Genomic DNA, 24,601 nt, shown 5'->3' with positions numbered 1-24,601 from the left:
GATCCAAAGTGCAGATTAAGGATATGTTTGCCAAAAAGATTGACCGTGAAATCCAGGGAGTCATCATAGTCGGACAGGGTGAAGAGACCAATGTGGCACAGGAGTTGGAAGAGTATGTGGTAACAAAAGAGCTGCAAAAGCATTTTGCGGATTTTTTTGTAGCCTACAAAAAGGGTATTGAAGGTATGACCTCGAAGATGGGTGTATGGATTTCAGGTTTCTTCGGAAGCGGTAAATCTCACTTTCTAAAGATTTTATCCTATCTTTTGGACAATAAGTCTGTGGGAAACAAGCACGCCTATGACTATTTTGTGGACGATAAAAAGATAACGGATGAAAAAATACTCTCAGATATGAGGCTTGCAGCTTCCACTCCTTCAGATGTCATCCTCTTTAACATTGATTCAAAGAGTGAGTCAAGCGGAAAGCAAAATAAGGATGCCATTGTCAATGTGTTTTTGAAGGTCTTTAATGAAATGCAGGGATTTTGCGGCTCAATGCCGTATTTGGCCGACCTTGAAAGAAAACTTAGCGATGACGGAAAGTTTGAAGAATTTAAAAAAAGCTTTGAAGAAGAGTACGGTGAGACTTGGGAAGAATCACGCTCCGACTTTGATTTTATTCAAGACAGTGTAGTGGATGCACTTGCAGATATCGGTTTTATGAGTGAGGATGCGGCAAGAAACTGGTGTGAGAAGGCAACCACAAGCTATACTATAAGTATTGAAGACTTTGCAAAGAGAGTAAGAAGCTATATAGAAAAAAAGGGAAACAACCACCATGTAGTATTCCTTGTGGATGAGATAGGACAGTACATAGGGGATGACTCAAAGCTTATGCTCAATCTTCAGACCGTTACCGAGGAGCTTGGCAAGGAATGTATGGGCAAGGCATGGGTGATTGTCACATCACAACAGGATATAGATTCCATAACCAAGGTAAAGGGAAATGATTTTTCAAAAATTCAGGGACGTTTTGATACCAGACTTTCACTTTCAAGTGCAAATGTTGACGCAGTTATCAAAAAGAGAATACTTGATAAGACTGAAACTGCAGCCGAGCCCCTCAGACTTTTGTATGAGCAAAAGGCGACTGTAATCAAAAATTTGATTGTATTCAATGACGGCGTTGAGAAAAAACTGTATGCAAATGAAAATGATTTTAAGGAAGTGTACCCTTTTGTGCCTTATCAGTTCAATCTGCTTGCAAGTGTGCTGACATCTATACGTACACATGGAGCTTCAGGCAAGCACCTTTCAGAAGGTGAGCGTTCAATGCTTGCTTTATTTAAGGAGTCCGCAACCGACTGTAAGGATGATGAGGTGGGAATACTTGTTCCTTTCCATCGCTTCTATGATGCGCTTGAAAACTTCCTTGACCACAGTCATAAGGGAGTTATATCAAAGGCATATGACAATACGGCGATCAATCCTTTAAATAAGGACGGCGATGTCTTTGCAATCAATGTTTTAAAGACTCTTTTTATGATAAAGTATGTAGATCAGATTGAGTCAAATATCGACAATATCACAAGCTTGATGGTTGAAAATATAGATGATGACAGAATAGAGTTAAAGTCAAGGGTGGAAGAGGCGCTGAAGGTCTTGATAAGCCAAATGCTTATACAAAAAAACGGAAGTCTATATATATTTTTGACTGATGAAGAGCAGGAAATCAACAATGAGATTGCAAAAGAAAATGTTGAGATGTCCGAGGTCATCACAAAGATAGGTGAGATGATATATGAGGATATTTTAAAGGAAAACAAGTACAGATATCCTTCATTTAACGGAAGATACTCATTCGGCTTTAATCAAAATATCGACGACCGCCCGTATAAGTCCAGCCGGAACTTCGATATAGGTCTTCGTATACTTACACCTTGGTATGATGTCAAAGAAGACGCCACACTGCGCATGATGTCCGGACAGGGCAGAGAAGTCATAGTACTGCTGCCGGATGACGACGAGTTTTTGAACGAGATGACTATGAGTCTTAGAATAGAGCGTTTCTTAAGAAAGAATGCCACATCGGGACAGCTTGCAAAGTATGAGAATATCAAAAAGAGTAAGCATGATGAGATGAATGAGAGGAATGCAAATGCAAGACTTTATCTTGTGGAGTCGCTAAAGGATGCAAGATATTATGTAAACGGAGATATTGCAAGGCTTTGTGCAAAGGAAGTGAGTACAAAGATGAATGAGGCAATAGGACGTCTCGTTCAGATAGTATTCCACAAGCTCTCTTATATTGATACCGCTATGGGCGAGACCGATATAAGAAAACTGTTTGATACCGGTAATCAGATGAAGATAAACGGAGGTACGGTAGCAAATATCCATGCGACAGAGGATGTGTTAAGCTTTATCTCTATGAATTCAAAAGGCCATATGAAGACTTCCATGAAGACTGTAAAAGATCGCTTTATGAAAGCTCCTTACGGATTTGTGGAGGATGATATATATTGGATAATTGCATATTTATTCAAAGTCGGAGATATTGCATTCACATTAAACGGTGCGTCGGTAAATCTTAACAATAAGAGTCCGGATGAGGTAATAAATTACATCACAAAGAAGGCCTTTACAGAAAAGCTGCTTATGGAAGAGCGTGTCCGCGTAAGTGAGAAGGATAAGAAGGAAGTCCGCGATGTGATAAAGGAGGTATTCCATACTCCTATAGTGCCTGATGATGAGGATGCCGTGATGGCTGATTTCAAGAGGCATGCAAATGATATGATAAATGAATTAAAGGACCTTGAAATAAATTATATTAAGTATAATTATCCGGGAAAGAAGGTCATAGAGGACGGTAAGAGATTATTTCAGTCTGCAATTCAGATAAACGATGCCTTGGAGTTTTTCGGTCATATCTCAAAGATGAGAGATTTTTTCTACGATTTTGATGAAGACTATGAGCCGGTAAAGGCTTTCTTTAAAGGAGGTCAAAAGGAGATATTCAGCCGTGCTATAGATAAGCTTAGAATTTATGATGACAGTAAGACTTATATAGTGGATGCTATACTTGAGGACACCGTAAAAAAGATGTGTGACATTTTGAAGATGAGTATGCCGTATAAGGAAATCCACAAATTGCCTGAGCTTATGGAGCAATACCAAGATGCGTATAATAAGGTTTTGGATGAAGAGTTGCACCCTATATGTGAGTCTGTCAAAGAGTGCAGGACATATATATCGGATACTTTAAATGAAAAAGAGTACGCGAATGAAAAAAGACAAAAATATCTGTCAGGTTTTGATGAGTTGTTAAATGAAGCTGAGAGTTCTACCAATGTATCAACTCTTAGAGGTCTGGAAGATAAAGCAAAGGCTTTGATGACTCGTCTATTGGGTGAGATGGATATGCTTGATGAGCAGATTGCAAAAAAGAAGCAGGCTGAGATAGAGCAAAGTCTGAAAGAAAAGGCCGGACAGATGGGCATTGATGTCGATGATGTTCAAGTAAAAAAGAGTATTGAAGAGCAGAGTAAGCAGTACAAGGTTAAAAAGACCAAGAACATCCCGATAAAGAAGATGACAGGTACAATGCTTTGGAGGCTTGAGAGCAAGGAAGACATCGACAGGTACTTATCATCTCTGCGTGAAAGGATGTTAAAAGAACTTGAAGAGGATACTGTTATAAATATACAACTATAAACGGGAGGAGTTTGATGGATAAGACATCCATAAAAAACTTTGCGATTTGGGCGAGGAATAAGCTGATTGCGGATATCGGCTATAAGGCTTCATTGATGGGAATAACCGAGGACGGAATCAGTGAGGCGCTGTCACAGTCTACTATAAGTACAGAGTTTTATGATATCGGGACTGACAATCCTTATGCTATAAGCACAAATCAGATAAAGCAAAGAAAAAGACTTGTAGAAGTAATCAGAAAAAAGGAAGCGGATACCGACTATAAAACCGCATATAAATATATAATTGAAGAGGTTGCCTATACTTGGTTTAATAGACTTATTGCCATACGATTTATGGAGGTAAATGACTATTTGCCTTCTCGTATGCGAGTACTTTCATCAGTGTCGGGAAAGCACGAGCCTGATATAGTAACAAATCCTTTTGTGGCGAAGCTTGAGCTTGGTGATGATGATAAAGAAAAGATAACTGCGTATAAGAGTGACAACAATATTGATGAGCTTTTTAACCTCTTGTTTATAAAGCAGTGTAATGCTCTAAATACCATATTGCCGGCACTTTTTGAAAAGACAGACGACTATACGGAGCTGCTTTTGAACCTGTCCGTTATAGACAGAGACGGCGTAGTGTATAAGCTTGTGACGGATATAGCAGAAGATGATTTCAATATAGAAAAGGGCGGTCAGGTAGAGATTATCGGATGGCTGTACCAATATTATAACAGTGAGCCGAAGGCCGCCGCATTTGCAAAAAAGGGTAAGATAAGTAAGGAAGAGATCCCTGCGGTTACACAGCTTTTCACTCCCGACTGGATAGTGCGCTATATGGTGGAAAACAGCCTTGGCAGACTGTGGGTGGAGGGACATACTAATGAAGAGCTTAAGGCAAATTGGAAGTACTACCTTGAGGAAGCGACTCAGGAAGAAGAGGTTAAAAAGCAGCTTACAGAAATCAGAAAAGAGTATGCAAAGCTCTCACCTGAGGATATCAAGATAATTGATCCTTGTGTAGGCTCGGGACATATTTTGGTATATGCCTTTGACGTGCTGATACAAATATATGAGAGTGCAGGTTACAGCACTCGTGACGCCACAAAATGTATCTTGGAGCATAATATCTATGGACTGGATATAGATGACAGAGCCTTTCAGCTGGCATATTTTTCTATAATGATGAAAGCAAGGCAGTACAACAGAAGAATCTTAAACGGTGAGTACAAGCCGAATATCCACTCTATCAAGGAGAGCAACGGTATAAACATAGAGCATCTTAAATACCTTGGAAGCGGATGCAGTGAAGATGAAAGAAATAAGGCATTAGAGCAGATATTTATCTTGTTGGATACATTTAAAGACGCCAAGGAGTACGGTTCAATACTTAATGTGAAAGAATTTGACGCAGAGTTGCTTGAAAAGTTCATTTCACAAAGTGAGACTGACGGACAGATAAGTATGAATACTGTGGGCATAGAAGAGACTGTACAAGAGCTTAGACAGATAATTGCAGTGGGCAAGGTGCTTTCAGATAAGTATCATACTGTGGTTACAAATCCGCCGTATGCAGGAACAAGTAATCTAAGTCCTAAGTTGAATGTCTATATCAAGGAAAATTATCCTGACAGTAAATCTGATTTGTTTGCGGTATTTATAGAGCGTTGCAGTGAGATGACAGTAGAGAACGGTTATCAGGCAATGATAACACAGCATTCGTGGATGTTCTTATCAAGCTTTGAAAAGCTTAGAAAGAAGATGATGCAAAGTGAAATTATAAATATGGCACATCTTGGAGCAAGGGCTTTTGAAGAAATCGGCGGTGAAGTGGTACAGGTGACCGCATTTGTACGATGTATAGAGCATATAAAAGGCTACAGAGGAACTTACTGTAGACTTATAGAGCCGACTTCACAGCAAGGCAAAGAGAAGATGTTTTTGGACGGAGAAAACAGATATATCACTGTGCAGGATAACTTTAAAAAGATTCCGGGTGAACCGGTGGCGTATTGGGTAAGTGAAGATTTTGTTAGTGCATTTTCACACGATGCTATGGGAGATATTGCAAAGCCTAGACAAGGATTAGCAACCGGATATAATGAGCGATTTGTAAGGCTCTGGTTTGAGGTTTCAATTAGCCGGATTGGATTTGATGCCGGAAGTATTGAGGATACAGAATGTTGTAGTGAAAAATGGTTCCCATATAATAAGGGCGGAGAATTTAGAAGGTGGTATGGAAATAATAATTTTGTTATCAACTGGGAAAATAATGGATTTGATATTCGTAATTTCGTTGATGAAAAAGGAAAGTTGCGTTCACGACCACAAAATACACAGTTTTATTTTAAACAATGTATAACATGGTCGCTTATTTCTACAGGACACATTGCATTTAGATATAAACCGTCAGGTCATATTTTTGATGTTTCGGGGATGAGTTGCTTTAGTGAAAAAAATATATTTTATTTACTCGCATTATGTAATACTCCGGTGGTAGACGCATTTTTGGCAGTATTTTCTCCAACAATTAATTTTCAAGTAGGAGATATAGCTAATATACCTGTAATTGAGCAGACATCCGGAATTACACAAGTTGAAAATTTAGCAAAAGAAAATATAAAAGCAAGTCAGTCCGACTGGGATTCCTATGAAACCTCATGGGATTTTGCGACTCACCCCCTTGTAAAGCCGGCTCTTGTAGAAAATAATTCCAATCGCGTACAAACTCTTATTGCCGACTGCTACAATATGTGGGTAGATGAGTGTGAATCTCGATTCGATAAGCTGAAAGTCAATGAAGAGGAGCTAAACCGTATTTTTATAGATATCTACGGTCTGCAGGATGAACTTGACGCCGATGTGGCGGATAAGGATATTACGGTGCATCGCATATTTGATACCAAGGAGGATGTGCTCGAGTCTATGAAAGGCTCCAACTATGTTCGTACCAAGCGTGATGAAGTGGTATCATTGCTTTCGTATGCTGTGGGATGTATGTTCGGACGCTACTCACTTGATGCATCAGGGCTGGCATATGCAGGCGGAGAGTGGGATGATTCAAAATATACCACATTTAAGCCTGATAGTGACAATATTATTCCGATTACAGATGAAGAGTACCTTGATGATGATATAGTTACAAGGCTTTGTACTTGGCTTAAGGCAGTCTACGGTGAGTCTGCAATTGAAGCCAATCTTGACTTTATTGCGGATGCACTGGGCGGTAAGGGCAATACAAGCCGTGAGATTATAAGGAATTACTTTTTAAACGATTTCTTTAAGGATCATTGTAGTACCTACTCGGTAACAGGTTCAGGTAAGCGACCGATTTACTGGCTCTTTGATGCAGGAAAGCAAAACGGCTTTAAGGCGCTTATATATTTGCACAGATACGATGCAGACACTATCGGAAATCTGCGTATCGACTATTTGCATTTGTTACAACGTATCTATGAGAGTGAGAGTAAGCGTATGCAAAGTACGATTGACAGTGCAAACAGCCCTCGCGAGGTGGCGCTTGCCTCAAAGAGAAAGGAAAAGCTTCAAAAGCAGCTGAAGGAATGTCATGAGTACGATGAGAAAATTGCCCATCTTGCACTTAGTCGTATAGAGCTTGACCTTGACGACGGTGTGAAGGTAAACTACAGAAAGATACAGACAGATAGAGACGGCAAATTTTATGATGTGCTGGCAGATTCAAAGAATATCATGTCTAAGGAAAAATAGTATAACTTGAGAGGTTATTGGAAAGTAGTAAAGCGATGGCGGAATTAAACCTAAAACAGATAAACGCTCGTCTGAATGAGGAGTTTAGAGGAGATAAGAGAAAGCTTGTATTTTGGTATGATGACAAGGCCGAGTTTTCCGAGGATATAAAGGATATAGAACTTGATAATGCAAAGGTGTATTTTTTGCAACCTGACAATCAGTTTTATACAAAGTACTTTTTGGAGCGAAAGGATAAGGAGAACAACTATCTTATATATGCACCTTTTCCGAAGCCCGATGTAAGAGAAAATCATCTTGAAGATACATTGCTGTATTCAAAGAGATTTTTTGCTGACAGAGCGTCACTGCTTATGGCGGACCTCGGAGTGGACGAGAAGTATAAGAATATTATTGAAAAGCATATCAAGTTCTTTGCAAATAAGGACAGAACGCAGAAGTTTTATGACCTTGAGATTGAACAGTTTAATGAAGAGAACATAATTGTCGGAATGCTTGGCAGTATCTGTCGTACACAGACATGCTCTTTTGAAGAAGTGGTAAGAGCGGTTTTAAGTGACGGAGAATGTGAGGATAACAAATTTATTGATGCATTCAAAAAGTATGATTTGCAGGGTGAGTTTTGGAAGCTGTGTGAAAGGCATTTCGGATATATTGATAATGCACCTTCTCTTATAAACTTTGTTTTGACTCTTTTTGTCACCTATACTGCAAAAAGCATCACAGGAGAACTTCCTGAGAGTTTAAGGAGCAGGGTATCTCATAAGAGCGGAAATATCATCACATTTATGGACAATCTTAAAAACAGTGTACTATATAAGGACAGATACAATGAATTGTCGGAATTTGTCTCAAATAAATTAAATATAGTCAAAGTATTTGAGAATCTTTTGCCTGAAGAATTATTGTATTGTGACACCTTTGTATGCATTGATAAGATTATTATAAGGTGGATAAAAGAGCGTCTGCTTGCAGAGGATACAGGTGCAATGCTTGATAATCATTCAATAAAAGAGGTCGCTTCAATCAGATCAAAGATGCACTTTAGTGAGATTACGGGAAAGGTTTATCATATGCTTGGCAGTGCATATGATATTGTGGTGAGCGCAAAGTATACCTGTCCTAACAGCTTTAGTGATATTTTGGAAAAGTATAAGACAAGCGACTATAAGATAGACCAAAACTACAGATATTTTTATTATGATTATGACAGCCTTGATGACAGTGAGGATTTTGAGAGACTGCGTGAACTTGTAGAGAATATTTACACCAATGAATATCTTGATAAGCTTTTGAATAAGTGGAACAGCGGTATTTTAGAGGAGAATGCATTCGGTAAGCTGCCTTTGCAAATAGACTTTTATGACAGCAATATCGGAGGTCTTAAGGACAGAACTGTTGTCATGATTTCGGATGCGCTTCGTTATGAGGTGGGATATGAGCTATATACTACATTGGCGGACGATCCTAAGAGCAATATAAGGATTTATACAAGTTTGAGTGTATTGCCTTCTTATACAAGGCTTGGAATGGCGGCATTATTGCCACATAAGAGTATTACAATGAGTGATGATTATACCGTGCTTGTAGACGGTATGAGCTGTGACAATCTGCTTACAAGGCAGAATATATTGCAAAGATATTGTGATAACGGTATTTGTGTACAGTTTGACGATATTAAAAATATGAAAAAGTCGGAACTTCGAGATGTATTCACCGGAAAGCAGCTTGTATATGTCTATCACAACCAGATCGATGCAAGAGGTGACAAGGCAAATACGGAGGATGAGGTGTTCGTAGCCTGCAAAGAGGCGGTAAATGAGATAGCGGATTTGATTCGCCGTATATCGTCAAATGCCAACACTCACCATTTTATTGTTACGGCCGACCACGGATTTATCTATAAAAGAGATAAGCTTAATGAGAGCGATAAGATAAATGTGAGAGATAAAAACGCTTTTGTAAACCGCAGATTTATAGTATCTAATGAGGCGATATATGAGGACGGCATAGAGAATATTTCTATGGGCAGGATTTTAAGAAATGGTGACGGCAAGGTGGTATCATTTCCTATAAGCAGCAGCGTTTTCAAGGTATCCGGAGGAGGACAAAACTTTGTACATGGCGGTTCGTCTCCTCAGGAAATGCTTATTCCCGTGCTTAATATTAAGATGGAGCGAGGACATATTGATACGGGGAATGCACAGATAGCACTTGTCAGTATGGTACAAAAGATTACAAGCAATGTTACCGTACTTGAATTTATCCAGTCTGAAGCTGTAAGCGATACAGTCAAGGCGACTACATATAAACTTTATTTTATCTCTGATGATAATGAGAAAATATCAAATGAAGCGACTCTTTTTGCAGACAGCAGAGAGCTTGATGCAAGAAAGAGAATTTTCCGTATGAATTTCAGATTCAAAGATAAAAAGTATGACAAGAACAGAAATTATTATCTTGCGGCATATGATGAAGGCAGCGGTGAAGAAATTTGGCGCCACCATGTGGTTATGGACTTGGTAGGAGAGAGTTTTTAGAAAAATTAGACAGAAAGGACATAGAAGATGGGAGAATATAAGCCGCCTTTTCATATGACTGACAGGATTACAAACCTTGTAGCAGCCATATGTGAACAGGTAGGAAGAATTACGGTACTTTCTCACGGAAATTTGAATCCACATCTGAGAAAAGAAAACAGAATAAGAACAATCCATTCGTCACTGGCAATAGAGCAAAACTCGCTTTCGTTAGAGCAGGTGACGGCTATTCTTAACGGAAATAGAATCCTTGGAAATCCGAATGAAATAAGAGAGGTTAAAAACGCCTATGATACATATGAGTTGATGCTTTCGCTTAATCCGTATTCTGTAGATGATTTGCTGAGGGCGCATAAGGTTATGATGGAAGGTTTCATGGTGTTACCATGAATAATCTAGGTTTACTTTAAACTTCTAAGATGATATAATTTTAATTACTAAAATGGTAATCAAATAAAAGGAGACAGTGATCGATTTTGGGAATGCAGATATTGTACAAGAATGAAACTGTAAAAAAACAGTTTTGCTCTGATTACAAAAAATAGTGGCGTTATCCTGAATAAGTAAAAAAGAAACTTGAATCTGCAGAAAATTTTATATTGAATGCAGAGTCTTTGATGGATATTGCTAATTATATACCATTTCATTTTGAACATTTAAGAGGTGACAGAAAAGATGAATGGAGTATACGATTAGGCAAAACCGGATATAGGGTTACAATGATTCCTTGTGATAATGATGGTAGTGAGATTATAAAAGGAGATATACTTGCTCAGTGTAAAATGATCAAGATTGTGAAGGTAACGGAGGTGTCAAACCATTATGAGTAATATAAATGAATATAAAGATATAGTGGCATTTCACCCTGGATATTATATCGCTGATATTATAGAAGATATGGAAATAAGTCAGGCTGAATTTGCCACAAGAATGGGAACAAGCACAAAGACTTTAAGTCAGTTGATAAATGGAAAATCTAATATTTCTAATGATTTAGCAAAAAAACTTTCTGTTATGTTAGGAACAAGTGTAGAAGTCTGGCTAAATTTACAGAATACATATGATCAAAAGTTGATTGAAATACAGATGGCTAAGGATATTGACTCACAGGCAGAATTAGCAAAAGAAATAGATTATAAATACTTTGTAGATGTTGTTGGTTTGGAAACGGCAAAGAGTATTAATGACAAAGTTAATAATCTTTGTAAATTTTTTATGGTTTCAAATTTAAGAATTATGTTGCAACAGGATTTCTTAGTGAATTTTAGAACAAGTGCATCTTGCAATAATGAGAAGAATATCATTAATTCCAGAGCTTGGATTCAAACAGCTATAAATATTTCAAAAAATATAGATACTAAGCCTTATAATGCAGCAATGCTAAAAGAGTATTTACCGGAGCTAAGAAGTATGACAGTTAAAAAACCGGAGGAATTTTTGCCAAGAATGCGTGAGATTTTTTCGGATTGCGGTATTGCATTTGTTTTACTACCACATTTGAAGAATTCAGGTGTAAATGGTGCTGTAAAATGGGTAACTGAAGATAGAGTGGTGCTTGCAATGAATAATCGAGGATTGGATGCAGATAAGTTTTGGTTTTCATTATTCCATGAAATCAAGCATGTGCTTCAACAGAAAATAAAAACAGTGTTTATAAGTAGTACAGTTGAAGAAATGAAAGATTTTAATAATAATCTTGAAATAGAAGCGGATAGATTTGCAATGGATTATTTGATTTCACCAAAAGACTACGAAAAACTTAATCCGAAAAAATACACTTCGGATAATGATATTAAAGAGTTTTCTAAAGAGATAGGAATACATCCCGGAATTGTAGCAGGAAGGTTGCAGCATGAAGGAATAATTGCACAGAATAGATGTACAAAATTAAAAGAAAAATATGTGATTAAAATACAACATATCGCATAAAATTGGAGCTATACCTTCACCACAGAATTCATTCTACCTTGGAGTCGGACTTGAAACATTGCATTTAAGAATGGAAAGACATTATTCTAATGCTTTGGCTCTTGCTAAGCATTTACAAAATCACCCGAAGGTATCATGGGTTTCTTTCCCGGGACTTGAAAATGACAGTCAGTATGCCTTGGCACAAAAGTATCTTCCAAATGGAACTTGTGGAGTTATATCATTCGGAGTCGCAGGCGGAAGAGAATCGGCGGTTAAGTTTATGGACTCTTTGAAGCTAATTGCAATAGTTACTCATGTAGCAGATTCAAGAACCTGTGTACTTCATCCGGCATCCACCACACATAGACAGATGAATGATGAGGAGCTTATATCGGCAGGAGTATCTCCTGACCTTATCAGAATGTCTGTAGGTATAGAGGATGTCCGTGACCTGATAGCAGATATAGATCAGGCATTATATGGGTAAGTAAAACAGTTTGGTACTATAAAGTTTAGAGGTAGATATTTGAATATTTATATAGATGAGTCAGGCTCAATAAATAATCATATAAAAAATAATAAATACTTTATTATAGCATTAGTCAGAACATTTGATATTACAGCTGTAAAGAAAGCTTATAAACGTTTTGTATCTTCAAATTACAGTCGTTTAATGGAATTGGATCAAGATAAAATAAGTCCGAAAACAGGCAGAATCATCAAAGAAGGCAGTAAGATGTTTAAGAACGGTAAGTTTAAAGAACTGAAGGGCTCCCAATTTGATAAAGAGATGAAGCAGAAATTTGTGGATTTTTTTGCTCAAAAAAACTCATTTGAGGTATATTATATAAGGATTGATAATGAAAAGTTGACTGATAAGCTTTGTGACAATACAGCAAGAGTTTTTAACTATACATTGAGACTGGCATTGGAGTATTTTTTTAATGAAAGATATTTACCTGATGAAGACTGTTTACTTCAATTGGATGAAAGAAATGAGAAGACAGAGTCCGTACATTTTTTAGAAAACTATCTGAATACAGAATTATTTATGAACGGAACAACCGTTGGGAAATTTATTGTTGAGTATTTTGATTCGGTAGACAACAATATTGTTCAGATTGCCGATATATTTGCAAATTTGTACTATTCTCATATGCAAACCGGAGGTTATAATGAAGAGTTAAATAAGTTGAAAAATTCAGGGATACTGAAGGGCCTGTTTACTTTTCCATAAATAATTATTGTGGTATATTGACATTTATGAACGGATATGCTAAGATGCTTGTATCAACAGTAAGTCCTATACAGATGCCGTAGTCTAGGTAAGCGTCATGTGTTGTCGTCACTGTTAGGCAATTGATATTTTAGAAGTTTTTAGACCAGTCGAGAGATTGGTCTTTTTGTTTATATAAAGAAAGGAAAATCATGAATACAAGTGAAAAACTAAAAAAATACAAAGACTGGATCTTTCGATGTTCCGCATATCAGATGGCACTCAATATAATAAGCATTGATAAGCAAACAGTGGCACCAAGTGCGGGATCAGCTTATAGAGATGAGAGGTCGGCTTATCTTTCAGGAGAACTGTTCAGCCTTGAGACAGATCCGGAGATAGTGACACTTTTAGAGGATTTAAAGAATGACAATGATATAGATGTGGAGGATAAGCGTGCCATAGAGCTTTATCATAAAAGGATTATGGATACACTTTGCATACCGAAGGATGAGTATGTGGCATTTAAAAGGCTATGTGATGAATCCTTTGATGCGTGGTTACTTGCAAAGTCAAAGGCTGATTATTCTATATTTGAACCATATCTAAAGAGGGTGATAGAAAGTAAAAAGAAGCTGTATGGATATAGGAACAGTGATAAGAGTATATACAATCAGATGTTGGATGACTTTGAACCGGGAATGAGCGTGGAAAAATATGATATATTCTTTGAAGCACTAAAAAACAGATTGGTTCCGCTTATAAAAAAGGTGACAAATGCAAAGCAGATAAAAGAAGATTTTCTGCATCAAAGCTTTCCGGTAGAGGAACAAAAAAAGTTTATGTGTGAGTTACTTAAGTACTTGCGTTTTGATCCTTCATGGGGATATCAAAATGAATCGGAGCATCCGTTTACATCATGGACTTGTGAGAATGATTGTCGTACAACCACAAAATATATAGAGAACAATGTAGCCTCTGCCATACTCTCAACAGTTCATGAGGTGGGTCATGCCTACTATGAACACAATATAAACCCTAAGTATGACGGAATGATTCTATCAGAAGGCGTATCTTGCGGAATGCATGAATCACAGTCAAGACTATGTGAGAACTATCTCGGAAAGACTTTGGCTTTTTGGAAATATCACTATCCAAGGCTACAGGAGGTTTTTCCTAAGCAGCTTGGTAAAGTTGCACTTGAGGATTTTTATAAGGCAATCAATGCATCAAAGCCTTCATTTGTGCGTACAGAGGCGGATGAGCTTACATATCCGCTTCATATATTGATTCGCTATGAGATAGAAAAGGGGCTGTTTGACGGCAGTATTTCAACAGAAGGACTTGATAAGACATGGAATGCCAAGTATAAAGAATATCTTGGAATAGATGTGCCAAATGACAGGCTCGGAATATTGCAGGATGTGCATTGGTCAGACGGAAGCTTCGGATATTTCCCAACCTATGCACTTGGAACAGCCTTTGCGGCACAGTATGTGCATGCAATGAAAAAAGATATAGATGTAGACAGCTTGCTTGAAAACAATCATTTTGACGAGATTATGAAATGGCTAAAGGAAAATATCCATACTTACGGTTTTCTTTATGAAGCTCCGAAGCTTATGAAGACGGTAACCGGAGAGGACTTTGATGTGAAGTACTTCTTAGATTATATTGAAGAAAAATACACAAAATTGTATTAGCATATATCAGGTTGAATATATGGTGATATTTTTATATACTGTATAAAACACCATAGGAGGCGGATATGGGCTTGATTACAGATTTAACAAGAATGTATCTTACACATTCAACCAAACCGTTTATTTTTACAAATGATTTTGATAAAGTATTGCCATATGATAAGGGTTCTGAGTTCGGCTTATATGTTCATATACCGTTTTGTAAAAGTATATGTAATTTTTGTCCCTATTGTAAGGTTATATATGATGAAGAGACGGCAAAAGGCTATATAGATGCTTTGATTAAAGAAATTCATTTGGTGGGGAGACAGTGGAACGGCAGGAGAAGGGCTACAAGCCTTTATTTCGGAGGAGGTACACCCGCACTTCTTGCAGACAGAATAACGGATATTATATCGGCTTTAAGAGAGCATTTTATTATAACGGACGGTATAGGAATAGAACTTCATCCTGATAATGTTAATGTTTCTGTTTTAAAGACTTTAAAAAGTGCAGGAGTTGATAAGATAAGTATAGGTATACAGTCTTTTCAGGATAAGTACCGAAGAGTTTTGCAAAGAAGGAAGTTTGATATTAAAGATATCTCAAAGGCACTGAATGAAGTTCACTTTGAGACGGTTTCTATGGATTTTATATTTGCATTGCCTACACAGACCTTTGGAGATTTAAAAAATGATATTGATATGGCATTTGCTAACGGAGCCAATCATATAGCAATCTATCCTTTAATTGATTTCACATTTACCAAAAATAAGGTTCCTGCTATGCCTAAAAAAGAAAAGAGAAAACTTTTGGATGATATTACAAATTATTGTATAAGTAAGGGATATGTAAGAAAGTCTATCTGGACTTTTGCAAGTGAAGAGTCGGCATCATATTCTTCAATGACCAGAGATAATTTTTTCGGATTCGGCTGTTCCGCTACCAGCCTTTTTAAGGATCAGTTTAAAATAAATACATTTTCTGTTTTGGAATATTGTAAAAGAATTGATGCAAATATACTGCCGACTGCACTTACAAACAGATTTGTTAAAAGGCAAAGGATGATTTATTACCTTTTTTGGAAGTTATACAGTACAAGGCTTAAAGTGAAGGAATTTGAAGAGTTTTTTGATATACCTCTTAATAAGGTTTACGGTCTTGAATTTCGGCTTTTACAAGTGCTTGGATTTTTAACAAGAGATGAAGAAGGATACAAGATGACACTTAAGGGGGCTTTCTATTATCACTATTATGAAAATTTTTATACACTGAGCTATATAGATAAAATGTGGGGGATTATGCGAAAGGAAGCTTTCCCTAAAGATATGAGATTGTAATGAGTTTGTTAAAGCCAACAGTATAATTTGGGAAGTTATTATTATTTCAAAAAGGAGGTTAGTATGAGGATAAAAAAAATCATGGGAATATTTTTGGCGGCAATGACTATGCTTAGTGCCTGTAAAAAGGGCGGTACACAGTTAGAAAATAAAAGTATTACTGAATCTGATAAATCCATAAAATTTGTTGAAGCTGTGATTCCGAATCCGGTTTCGGAGGGAACAGATGTTAATAAGTTTATAAACGGAGATGATCACCGGAAATGGTGGGAGGATTATATAGAAAAGGTTCACAACTCACAAACTGTGCAGGAAGGGATGGGACAGTACTATGAACAGATACAGAAGGAACTTTTATCAGATGCCTCAGATCATAATGCAGTATGTTCGCCATTGAATATTTATATAGCACTTTCCATGCTGGCTGAAGTGACAGATGGAAATACACGTAAGCAAATCCTTGATGTGCTTAATGTAAAGGATATGGATGTCTTAAATAAGCGAATAGAAGCGATATGGGATGCCAATTATGTGGATACACCTGCACTAAAGAGTATGTTGGCAAATTCTATATGGTTAAAAAGCGGTATAGGGTATAATGAAGATACTTTAAAAAGGCTGTCAACGGAGTATCATGCTTCATCTTACAGCGGTGAGATGGGATCTAAGTCAATGAATCTGAAACTTCAAAAATGGACTGATGAGCATACAGGAGGATTGCTTAAAGAGTATACAAAAGAATTAGAACTTAAACCGGAATCGGTGTTGGCACTTATTTCAACCGTTTATTACAAGGCATCTTGGGATAAGGAATTCCCAAAGGAGCAAACAAATGATGGAATATTTCATGGACTTTCAGGGGATAAGTCGGTTCCTATGATGAACGATGATGTTATGACAAATTTGTATCAAACAGAGTATTTTCAGGCTGTAGGATTGAGCCTTGTCGACAGTGGTACAATGTATTTTTTCCTGCCGAAAGAAGGTTATAAAGCACAGGATATTGCAGCAGATCCGCAAATGATAAAAATCTGTATGGAACCTGCAAGTGTGGAAAGTAATTCGGCATTGGTGCATCTGACAGTTCCAAAATTCAATGATTCGGCTAAAATAAATCTGTTGGAGTGTCTGAAGAATATCGGAATTACAGATGTGCTTTCAGACAAACAGGCAGATTTCACTCCACTTACAAAAGAAGTTGAAAATATTTATGTAAGCAGAGCAGAGCATGCCGCCATGGTAAAGATAGATGAGGAAGGTGTTACAGGTGCGGCGTACACTGCATTTATGATGGATAGCGCAGGAATAATACAGAATCAGGTGAATTTTATTATTGACAGACCTTTTGTATTTGCAGTGGCGGCTCCTGACGGTTCAATTCTTTTTACAGGAGTTATTCAGAATATAGAGTAGTATATCTGAAGTTTTTAAAACACTGATTTATGATTTTTATAAAAATCCGGTTAGTATTCATTACCAACCGGAATTTTTTATATCTTTTTGACCTGTCTGTTGTCAACCTTATATAGGGTCAGCAGGTTAAATAAGAGGTTGCTGTCTTTAGGGTAGGAGAGGTATCTTGCTTCCCAGGTAGGAGCAAACTTCTCCTTATATTTTCTGAGACCTCCGAAGGAATAGAAACGGGTTGCAAAGGTGTATACCAAAAAGGCAAGTTTTTCCTCTAAAAAGCTGTGGTCGTTTTGACCCACATTGGATAGAGGTGCCATTCCAAGGTCAAAGTACACTACATCATTTTCCTTCATATAAAGAAAAATCTGTACAAAGAGATAGTCCATGATACCGTTTCTTTCAGTTTGCGGGTCGTATCTCATCAAGTCTATACTTGATTCTGTGGCGGTATTGCATACAAGGAAGTTTGCAAATGCCTGAACCTTTCCTGATTCGTTAAGTACACAGGCGATAGGAGCTAATGAGAGGTAGTCTCTGTCGAAAAAGCCAAGTGAAAATCCCTTTTCCTCTCTGCCTGAGAGCCAAGCATTTGAAATATTTTCAAGTTCATCCATAAATTCATTTGAAAACGGAGGATTCATTATCTTAAAACTGTATCCTGCGTTTTCGCCTCGGTTTATAATGGCACGAAACTTTCTTCCGGATTTTCCCACAAGTCCGAATTCATTGAGGTTTACTTTGGCAGTCTCACCGAATTTCATAAACTCATATCCAAGCTCATGCAAAAGTAAGGTCAATTCCTGTCCGACTTCATAGAAAAGCGGAATAAGGTTTTTGGATTCGGCTTCATTTATAAACTTGGTGACGGCACTTTTAAAGTACTCTTTTTTACCTATCGGGTCACCCATAACAATAGCCTTGCCGTCCTCCAGGGCAAACTGGAACGCTACCAAATCAGTTTCATTTTCAGTATAGTAGTAGAGCAGTTTGTCATCCAAAAACGCAAGTGAAGCGTTCAGATTTGTATTATCAAAACTCTGTAAAAAATTTTGATATTTGACCTTATCAAACTTTTCACCGAATGAAAAATGCCTGTCCTTTGCAAGTGATTCCACTACAATATAAAACAGTGCTATTATGACAAGGTAGATGAACAGATGTAAAAAACGGTTTAAAAACATATTAAAAAAATGCATTTTCGGAGCGTATTTTGCACTGACATTGCTGTGGAAGATAATATATCCGAGACTTTCATGTCCTGTATTCTTACTTGAAATATACATAAGAAAGAATGTGAGAGCAAAGCTGCATACGATATATCCTATGTCCTTTAATCTGTCTTCCGGAGGATAGAAAAATGATTTCCTGTTCAAATCCTTTCGCCTTGAAAATACCAAAAGTATAAATATTATAAGGTATATGCTGCTGAAAATTGAAACATCTCCGATATTTATATAAATCAGACTTATAAAAGACAAACAGGCGGCAAAACAAAGGGCAAACTGTGAGCGCCTTTTTAGCAGTCTTCCAAGCAGGAAAAATAAGCTTCCAAGTAAGAAGCTTGGGAACTGGAAAAGCAGCTGACCGTGTATGGGGTCCATCTTTCCTATAATGGGGATGGAATGTATACTGTCCGGAATTATGGCTGTCGCCATAAGAAAAAAGCCGAAAAAGTTTGCCATAAAGTGGCTTACACCCTGCTTTACAAGCTTTGAAAGCTTACTGGGAATACCCGAAAACTTATCGTTGATCTGGCCTCCCATACTCTTTAAGAACAGAATAAGTCCGATAAAGAACGGAATTATATAATAAAAAACTCTAAAGAGCAAAAGCCAGCTTGCGGCTTCATTGTGATTTATTGACAGATGCAAAAGTCCGCCGATCATCATAAGGTCAAAGCTTCCGAGGCTTCCGGGTATCATAGACACCATACCTATACATATGGAGATAAAATACAATGGAAGTATATTTACCAATGACACATCGTATCCCAAAGTTCTTCCGACATAGAAGAAAAATAATGATACACATCCCCAGTCAAGCAAAGATGTCACTATAAGCGCCGACATCTTTTTGCCGCTTAAGTTTCCGAAGTAATCCATATTTTTTCTGGTGGAAAGTATAAGCAAAACAGGAAGTATAAGTGAGGCAATGATAAGTACGAAGCTGTAAGGCTTAAGTGTGGCGTTCTTTGAAGAATAAAATATGAAAAACACTGAAAGCAGTGAGAGTAAAGAAAGTCCCGACATAAAGTAAGGCATTACCTTTGAGATGCCCTGCATTGTCTTACCTTCTTTTTCTTTTTCACTGAAATAGCTGTAGCGAAGTCCTACATCCACAAGCCCCGCAAATCCGATAAGGTTGTTCAGACTGTTTATCGTCCAGCTGCTTTCAATAAGCTTGCCTACAGAAATTTTTTTGCCAAGTTCTTTTGTCAGTATATAGTCATAGAGCATCATCGGAGATACCGCAAGTATTCCGAAGATAATCAGGCTTAAGACCTGAAGCGGTGAGAGATGCTCTATTATCTTTTTTACGGCACTGAATGATATAGTCTTTCCCATATGGAAAAGTTCTATAATTACCAGAATAAGTATTGATATAAAAAGTATACCCTTTATTATATTTTGGTATTTTTTTAGGAATGAGATTATACTGCGCATCCTACCTCCTTGAAATATATTGAACAAATTTGTAAACAGTCTTATTAAAATAGCTACTGTCTTTCTTCGGAATGTTGTGTCCCTGATTTTTTCTTTCTATAAACTTTCCGTGTGGGAAGAGTTTTGATATAGAGATACTGTGATTTCTCTTTATCATATCGTGGTCACCTACTAAAACGATGACAGGATAGTCTGCATTCTTGAATGTATCTTTTGATATATCAAGACTTTCACGAAGCAGAGGAGATACCACAGACTTTCTTTTGAAAGCAGGGAAAAATATGCCTAGAGCTTTGTACAAGTATTCTTCAAAAAAGCAGGCATATTTTGGAAGAAACTTTAAACCGTCAAATGATATATTGCCGCTGTTTGCAATAATACCTGCCACTCTTTTGCCATGCAGTTTTGCAAACTCTATTGCAAGGTTGGCGCCGTCACTGTGTCCTACAAGCAGGCACTTTTCTATATGCAAATGTGAGAGCAGCTCTTCAAGGCTGTCAGCCAGATAAGAAAAGCTTACCTTTTCCATTAAATTTCCCGATTTGCCATGTCCCAAGCTGTCCACAAAGATAAGTTTGCAGTAATTACTTAGAACTCTTTGCTTTTTAAAGTAGCCGCTCTCAAGGTTGTTACCGTGTAAGAAAACAACCGGAAAGCCTTCTCCACAAATTTCATAATGTATATATTCGCCGTTTTCTCTATAAAACTTCATATATAACACACTTTCATAGCTTTATTTATGAACAAGTTCTAGCACAATGAAATAAAAAAGTCAAATAAAAAAGGACTTCTTCAAAAAGTCCTTTAAATAATCAGTCAAATACTATAGGCTTACTTTGTTTAGGTCTCAGTGATAGTGCAGCACCTATAGCACCGGCGTACCTTCCAAGCGGATGAGTATGAATCTTTTTATCCAGCTTTTTTGACATAAGTTCTACAAAATAAGGTGTGAAGCTAAGACCGCCTGTAAGCATAATCTCATTTTTTATGCCGTGCTTTTTGGCAAGAGATATTACTTTGTTGGCTACGGAGTCTATGACACCTGCGGCTATATTTTCTCTTTTTTCACCTGAACCTATATAGCTTATTACTTCAGATTCAGCAAATACGGTGCACATGGAACTTATAGACAGAGCATCACCGGAGGATGCAAGTGCATACAGTTCGTCAAAATCACAGCCGAGTCTGTTTGCCATTACCTCTATAAACTTGCCTGTACCTGCCGCACATTTTTCATTCATCAAAAAGTCTTTCACCATGCCGTCTTCAAGTGTAATAATCTTGGTATCCTGTCCGCCTATATCTATAACTGTGCCGTTTACTTTAAAAAGTGCATAAGCACCCTTGCCGTGGCAGGTTATCTCCGTGATGTTTTTGTCGGCATAGTCTACACATATCCTTCCATAGCCTGTAGCCGCACAAGCCATATCTTCACTAAAGCCTTTTTCTTTAAGCTTTTGCATTATAGCTTTGGCTGTTTCCTTACTGTTCCAACCTGTAGGCATACAAAATGAGTCAAGTAATTTCTCATTGTCTGTAACCACAACCTTTGAAGCTGTAGAACCTATATCTATTCCTATATAATATTTACAATCCATCAAAACCTCTTTATACGGCTATTGTTTCAAGGAACGCCTCAAGTCTGGTATTTATCTGTCCCACATCAGCCTTTGAATAGTCTGTTTCAACCTTAAGATAAGGGATTCCCTTTGCAAGTACGGACTTTTTGACATTGTATGACTCTATAGAGAAAGTATGACAGGCTTGAAGTATTATTTCAAGTACTCCGTCCACCTGATAATCGTCAATCATATCTGAGATGAACTTTAATCTGTTGGTATTAGGACTCATAACGGAACAGTTGATATTAAGATACTTTTTGGCAAGAGCCTCTGTCACAGGTAATGTTGTATCAACTTTTTCGATTTTTTCCCTGTTGCTGTTGCAGGCGTCAAATGCGACAACATCCGCACCGAGTTCTTCCAATACTTTGATTGTCTTATCTCTGACACCGCCGTTTGGACATCCTGTTATCAATATCCTTGGCTTCCTGCTTACCTTACCCTTATAGTTTGCCTCCCAGTCGGCCTTGACCTCGTCTATTCTTTCTCTTAACTGCTTACAGCGCTCTTCCATACTCGGTATAAAACTCAATGTATCAAGCTTGGTTCCAAGTTCGTAGCCTGAGATAGGAGACGGGTTTAACTTGCCGAGGTCAAGATATTCAAGTACAAGGTCTCTTTCGGCATTTTTTTGTAATATTGCTTTTTTAACATCCTCTTCGGTTATGGTAACACCGTAGAAGTCTTCAAGCTTTTTCCAAAACTTTTTAATCTCAGATTCCCACATAGTAAGTGCAATTTCATCTCTTGAAGACAGAAGCTGCATAACATAGGTGTCTTTTATATCGTTCATAAGCTCAAACATCTTCTTTTTGCCGTCACAGGTGGTCTCACCTACTATGAAGTCCGAGAAGTAAAAGTACGGGCAGGTATCTGTAAGTGCAAAGCCGTAGCTTGCCTTGATAAGAGGGCAAATGTTGCTAGGCAGATGTTCTTCAGCAGCAGCTATAGGTTCTTCACTTGTAGCACAGAGTGTAACAGGAATTGCACCTGCGGCAATGATAAGTTCAGTAGGAATAAATGAGCAGTATGTTCCTACTATTTTACCTCCGTTGTCTTTATGAGCCTTCATCTTCATAAAGCCTGATTTTCTTGCTTCTGGAAAACTCTCAAAATTTTCCGGTAGTCGTAACATAATGAAATCCTCCGTAAAACGATATATTTGTATAAATTGTACATAAAATAACTAAAGTTTACAATATATATATTCAATAGATTTGTTTTCTGTATAATTAGATAGGGTTTATTTGTTTTCTCAATAGCTATACTTGTATTTTCAATTTTTCAAACCGATAATCTGCAAAAAATATTTTTTAATAAAGATATTGTAAAATAAGTATTTGCTATATTGGAAAAATGTTCTTTTACTTAATAAAGTATTTATACTGTCTCTAAAATATGACAGCTTTTGCCGATGTATTAGAGTGTTAATATATGCAAAAGGCAGAAAATTGTATAGTAAACTTGACTTTTTGTATATGTTTTGTTAAATTTATATCGTATTTTAGATATGCATAGGGACAATGATGTCGAGACGAGTATTCGCCATTGTCTTTTTTTATTTGACAAGGATATAGAGAAACCATTGGAGGTAATGAAATGGGATTGATAGAAAATGAGTTTGTAAAGTTTATGGAAAAGTTTGATGAGCATCCGTTTGAGATGATAATCGACGGAAACAAGCGTATGATCGGAGAAGGAGAGCCTACATTTTCTATCAAGGTAAATAAGGTGCCTTCAGTTGTGGATATGCTTACAAGTACATCTATCACCTTGGGTGAGGCATATATGGACGGAGATATCGAGATAGAGGGTGACCTTTATAAGGCTTTAAATATGTTCCTCGGACAGATGAGTAAGTTTTCAACAGATCAAAATAAGTTGAAGAAGCTTATATTCACTTCGCTTTCAAAGAAGAATCAGCAAAAGGAAGTTTCTTCACACTATGATATAGGAAATGATTTTTACAGCCTCTGGCTTGATGAGACTATGAGCTATTCATGCGGATATTTTAAGAATGAAGATGATACGCTCTATCAGGCTCAGGTCAATAAGGTACATCATCTTTTGGACAAGATGCATCTGAAAGAGGGTATGACAATACTTGATATCGGTTGCGGCTGGGGATTTTTGCTTATTGAGGCTGCAAAGAAGTATAAGGTAAAGGGTCTTGGTATCACTTTAAGCCATGAGCAGAAGGCTAAGTTTGAGGAGAGAATAAAGGCAGAGGGTCTTGAGGATTACCTTGAAGTAGAGCTTATGGACTACAGAGATCTTCCAAAGACCAAGAGAACTTTTGACAGCATTGTCAGTGTAGGTATGCTTGAGCATGTGGGCAGAGGTAATTATGCGGAGTATTTGCAGTGTGCAAAGTCTGTACTTGCTCCGGGCGGTATATTCGTACTTCACTTTATCAGCTCTCTTAAGGAGTATCCGGGCGATGCATGGATTAAGAAATATATTTTCCCGGGCGGTGTTGTACCGAGTCTTCGTGAGATTATATCGGATGCAAGTGATTTAAGACTTTATACAATAGATGTGGAGAGCCTTAGAAGACATTATAATAAGACTTTGCTTTGCTGGAATAAAAACTTTCAGGCTCACAGAGATGAGGTGGTCAAGATGTTTGATGAGAGATTTGCAAGAATGTGGGAACTGTATCTTTGCAGCTGTGCCGCTACTTTTTGGAACGGAGTTATCGATCTTCACCAGATTATATTTACAAATGATGTCAACAATGATTTACCGATGACAAGGTGGTACTAATATAGTAAATAATGAGCTTTCACTTTTGTGAGAGCTTTTTTATTTTGAAATACGGGATAAACAATATAAAACGGACCGG

Annotated in this window: 15 protein-coding genes and 1 pseudogene; 12 read left to right on the top strand and 4 right to left on the bottom strand. The window is 37.4% G+C overall.

Features of this window, described 5'->3' with window-relative positions; genetic code table 11:
* Positions 1-8: 8 nt before the first annotated feature.
* The 11 genes and pseudogenes from brxC to ACO6FI_RS04190 all read left to right on the top strand — a co-directional run bounded on the left by brxC (position 9) and on the right by ACO6FI_RS04190 (position 17,474).
* A complete protein-coding gene (gene brxC, locus ACO6FI_RS04240; RefSeq protein WP_485456251.1) occupies positions 9-3,656 on the top strand; it encodes a BREX system P-loop protein BrxC in 3,648 nt (1,215 codons plus the stop codon).
* Between the two features lie 14 nt (positions 3,657-3,670).
* Positions 3,671-7,372, top strand: a complete 3,702-nt coding sequence (gene pglX, locus ACO6FI_RS04235; RefSeq protein WP_485456250.1) for a BREX-1 system adenine-specific DNA-methyltransferase PglX — start codon at positions 3,671-3,673, stop codon at positions 7,370-7,372.
* 35 nt (positions 7,373-7,407) lie between these two features.
* Positions 7,408-9,912, top strand: coding sequence for a BREX-1 system phosphatase PglZ type A (pglZ, locus tag ACO6FI_RS04230; protein WP_485456278.1), 2,505 nt, complete (start codon positions 7,408-7,410; stop codon positions 9,910-9,912).
* A 27-nt stretch (positions 9,913-9,939) separates the two neighbouring features.
* Positions 9,940-10,302, top strand: a complete 363-nt coding sequence (locus ACO6FI_RS04225) for a hypothetical protein (RefSeq protein WP_485456249.1) — start codon at positions 9,940-9,942, stop codon at positions 10,300-10,302.
* A 227-nt stretch (positions 10,303-10,529) separates the two neighbouring features.
* Positions 10,530-10,742: a hypothetical protein gene (locus ACO6FI_RS04220; RefSeq protein WP_009218387.1), complete on the top strand. Its 213-nt coding sequence runs from the start codon at positions 10,530-10,532 to the stop codon at positions 10,740-10,742.
* Positions 10,735-11,841: a HigA family addiction module antitoxin gene (locus tag ACO6FI_RS04215; RefSeq protein WP_485456248.1), complete on the top strand. Its 1,107-nt coding sequence runs from the start codon at positions 10,735-10,737 to the stop codon at positions 11,839-11,841. The genes ACO6FI_RS04220 and ACO6FI_RS04215 overlap by 8 nt, the downstream gene beginning before the upstream one ends.
* Position 11,842: 1 nt before the next feature.
* Positions 11,843-12,310, top strand: a pseudogene (locus ACO6FI_RS04210) (PLP-dependent transferase); the annotation flags it as partial.
* A gap of 39 nt (positions 12,311-12,349) precedes the next feature.
* On the top strand, positions 12,350-13,060 hold the full coding sequence (locus ACO6FI_RS04205) for a DUF3800 domain-containing protein (protein WP_485456247.1): 711 nt from the start codon (positions 12,350-12,352) through the stop codon (positions 13,058-13,060).
* A 191-nt stretch (positions 13,061-13,251) separates the two neighbouring features.
* On the top strand, positions 13,252-14,742 hold the full coding sequence (locus ACO6FI_RS04200) for a carboxypeptidase M32 (RefSeq protein WP_485456246.1): 1,491 nt from the start codon (positions 13,252-13,254) through the stop codon (positions 14,740-14,742).
* 65 nt (positions 14,743-14,807) lie between these two features.
* Entirely contained in the window at positions 14,808-16,061 is a 1,254-nt protein-coding gene (locus tag ACO6FI_RS04195) for a coproporphyrinogen-III oxidase family protein (RefSeq protein ID WP_485456245.1), read from the top strand.
* 63 nt (positions 16,062-16,124) lie between these two features.
* On the top strand, positions 16,125-17,474 hold the full coding sequence (locus ACO6FI_RS04190) for a serpin family protein (protein WP_485456244.1): 1,350 nt from the start codon (positions 16,125-16,127) through the stop codon (positions 17,472-17,474).
* 77 nt (positions 17,475-17,551) lie between these two features.
* Here ACO6FI_RS04190 and mprF read toward each other — a convergent pair whose 3' ends face one another.
* The 4 genes from mprF to ACO6FI_RS04170 all read right to left on the bottom strand — a co-directional run bounded on the left by mprF (position 17,552) and on the right by ACO6FI_RS04170 (position 22,891).
* Entirely contained in the window at positions 17,552-20,134 is a 2,583-nt protein-coding gene (gene mprF, locus ACO6FI_RS04185; RefSeq protein WP_485456243.1) for a bifunctional lysylphosphatidylglycerol flippase/synthetase MprF, read from the bottom strand.
* A gap of 1 nt (position 20,135) precedes the next feature.
* On the bottom strand, positions 20,136-20,846 hold the full coding sequence (locus ACO6FI_RS04180) for an alpha/beta fold hydrolase (RefSeq protein WP_485456242.1): 711 nt from the start codon (positions 20,844-20,846) through the stop codon (positions 20,136-20,138).
* 100 nt (positions 20,847-20,946) lie between these two features.
* Positions 20,947-21,732, bottom strand: coding sequence for an acyl-CoA dehydratase activase (locus ACO6FI_RS04175; RefSeq protein ID WP_485456241.1), 786 nt, complete (start codon positions 21,730-21,732; stop codon positions 20,947-20,949).
* A 10-nt stretch (positions 21,733-21,742) separates the two neighbouring features.
* The gene (locus tag ACO6FI_RS04170) at positions 21,743-22,891 is read right to left on the bottom strand and encodes a double-cubane-cluster-containing anaerobic reductase (protein WP_485456240.1); all 1,149 of its coding nucleotides are present in this window, start codon (positions 22,889-22,891) and stop codon (positions 21,743-21,745) included.
* 464 nt (positions 22,892-23,355) lie between these two features.
* Between ACO6FI_RS04170 and ACO6FI_RS04165 the strand changes: the two genes are divergently transcribed.
* On the top strand, positions 23,356-24,522 hold the full coding sequence (locus tag ACO6FI_RS04165; RefSeq protein ID WP_485456239.1) for a class I SAM-dependent methyltransferase: 1,167 nt from the start codon (positions 23,356-23,358) through the stop codon (positions 24,520-24,522).
* The last annotated feature ends 79 nt before the right edge of the window (positions 24,523-24,601 follow it).

It is taken from the genome of Lachnoanaerobaculum sp., from assembly GCF_057250505.1.
Note: the sequence above shows the minus strand (reverse complement) of the source record. Positions and strands in the feature narration are given on the sequence as shown.

Bases quoted from the DNA above. Each gene is read 5' to 3' on its own strand.
- pglX (WP_485456250.1), top strand. From the start codon at position 3,671: ATGGATAAGACATCCATAAAAAACTTTGCGATTTGGGCGAGGAATAAG.
- pglZ (WP_485456278.1), top strand. From the start codon at position 7,408: ATGGCGGAATTAAACCTAAAACAGATAAACGCTCGTCTGAATGAGGAG.
- ACO6FI_RS04225 (WP_485456249.1), top strand. From the start codon at position 9,940: ATGGGAGAATATAAGCCGCCTTTTCATATGACTGACAGGATTACAAAC.
- ACO6FI_RS04220 (WP_009218387.1), top strand. From the start codon at position 10,530: ATGGATATTGCTAATTATATACCATTTCATTTTGAACATTTAAGAGGT.
- ACO6FI_RS04215 (WP_485456248.1), top strand. From the start codon at position 10,735: ATGAGTAATATAAATGAATATAAAGATATAGTGGCATTTCACCCTGGA.
- ACO6FI_RS04200 (WP_485456246.1), top strand. From the start codon at position 13,252: ATGAATACAAGTGAAAAACTAAAAAAATACAAAGACTGGATCTTTCGA.
- ACO6FI_RS04195 (WP_485456245.1), top strand. From the start codon at position 14,808: ATGGGCTTGATTACAGATTTAACAAGAATGTATCTTACACATTCAACC.
- ACO6FI_RS04190 (WP_485456244.1), top strand. From the start codon at position 16,125: ATGAGGATAAAAAAAATCATGGGAATATTTTTGGCGGCAATGACTATG.
- mprF (WP_485456243.1), bottom strand. From the start codon at position 20,134: ATGCGCAGTATAATCTCATTCCTAAAAAAATACCAAAATATAATAAAG.
- ACO6FI_RS04180 (WP_485456242.1), bottom strand. From the start codon at position 20,846: ATGAAGTTTTATAGAGAAAACGGCGAATATATACATTATGAAATTTGT.
- ACO6FI_RS04175 (WP_485456241.1), bottom strand. From the start codon at position 21,732: ATGGATTGTAAATATTATATAGGAATAGATATAGGTTCTACAGCTTCA.
- ACO6FI_RS04170 (WP_485456240.1), bottom strand. From the start codon at position 22,891: ATGTTACGACTACCGGAAAATTTTGAGAGTTTTCCAGAAGCAAGAAAA.
- ACO6FI_RS04165 (WP_485456239.1), top strand. From the start codon at position 23,356: ATGGGATTGATAGAAAATGAGTTTGTAAAGTTTATGGAAAAGTTTGAT.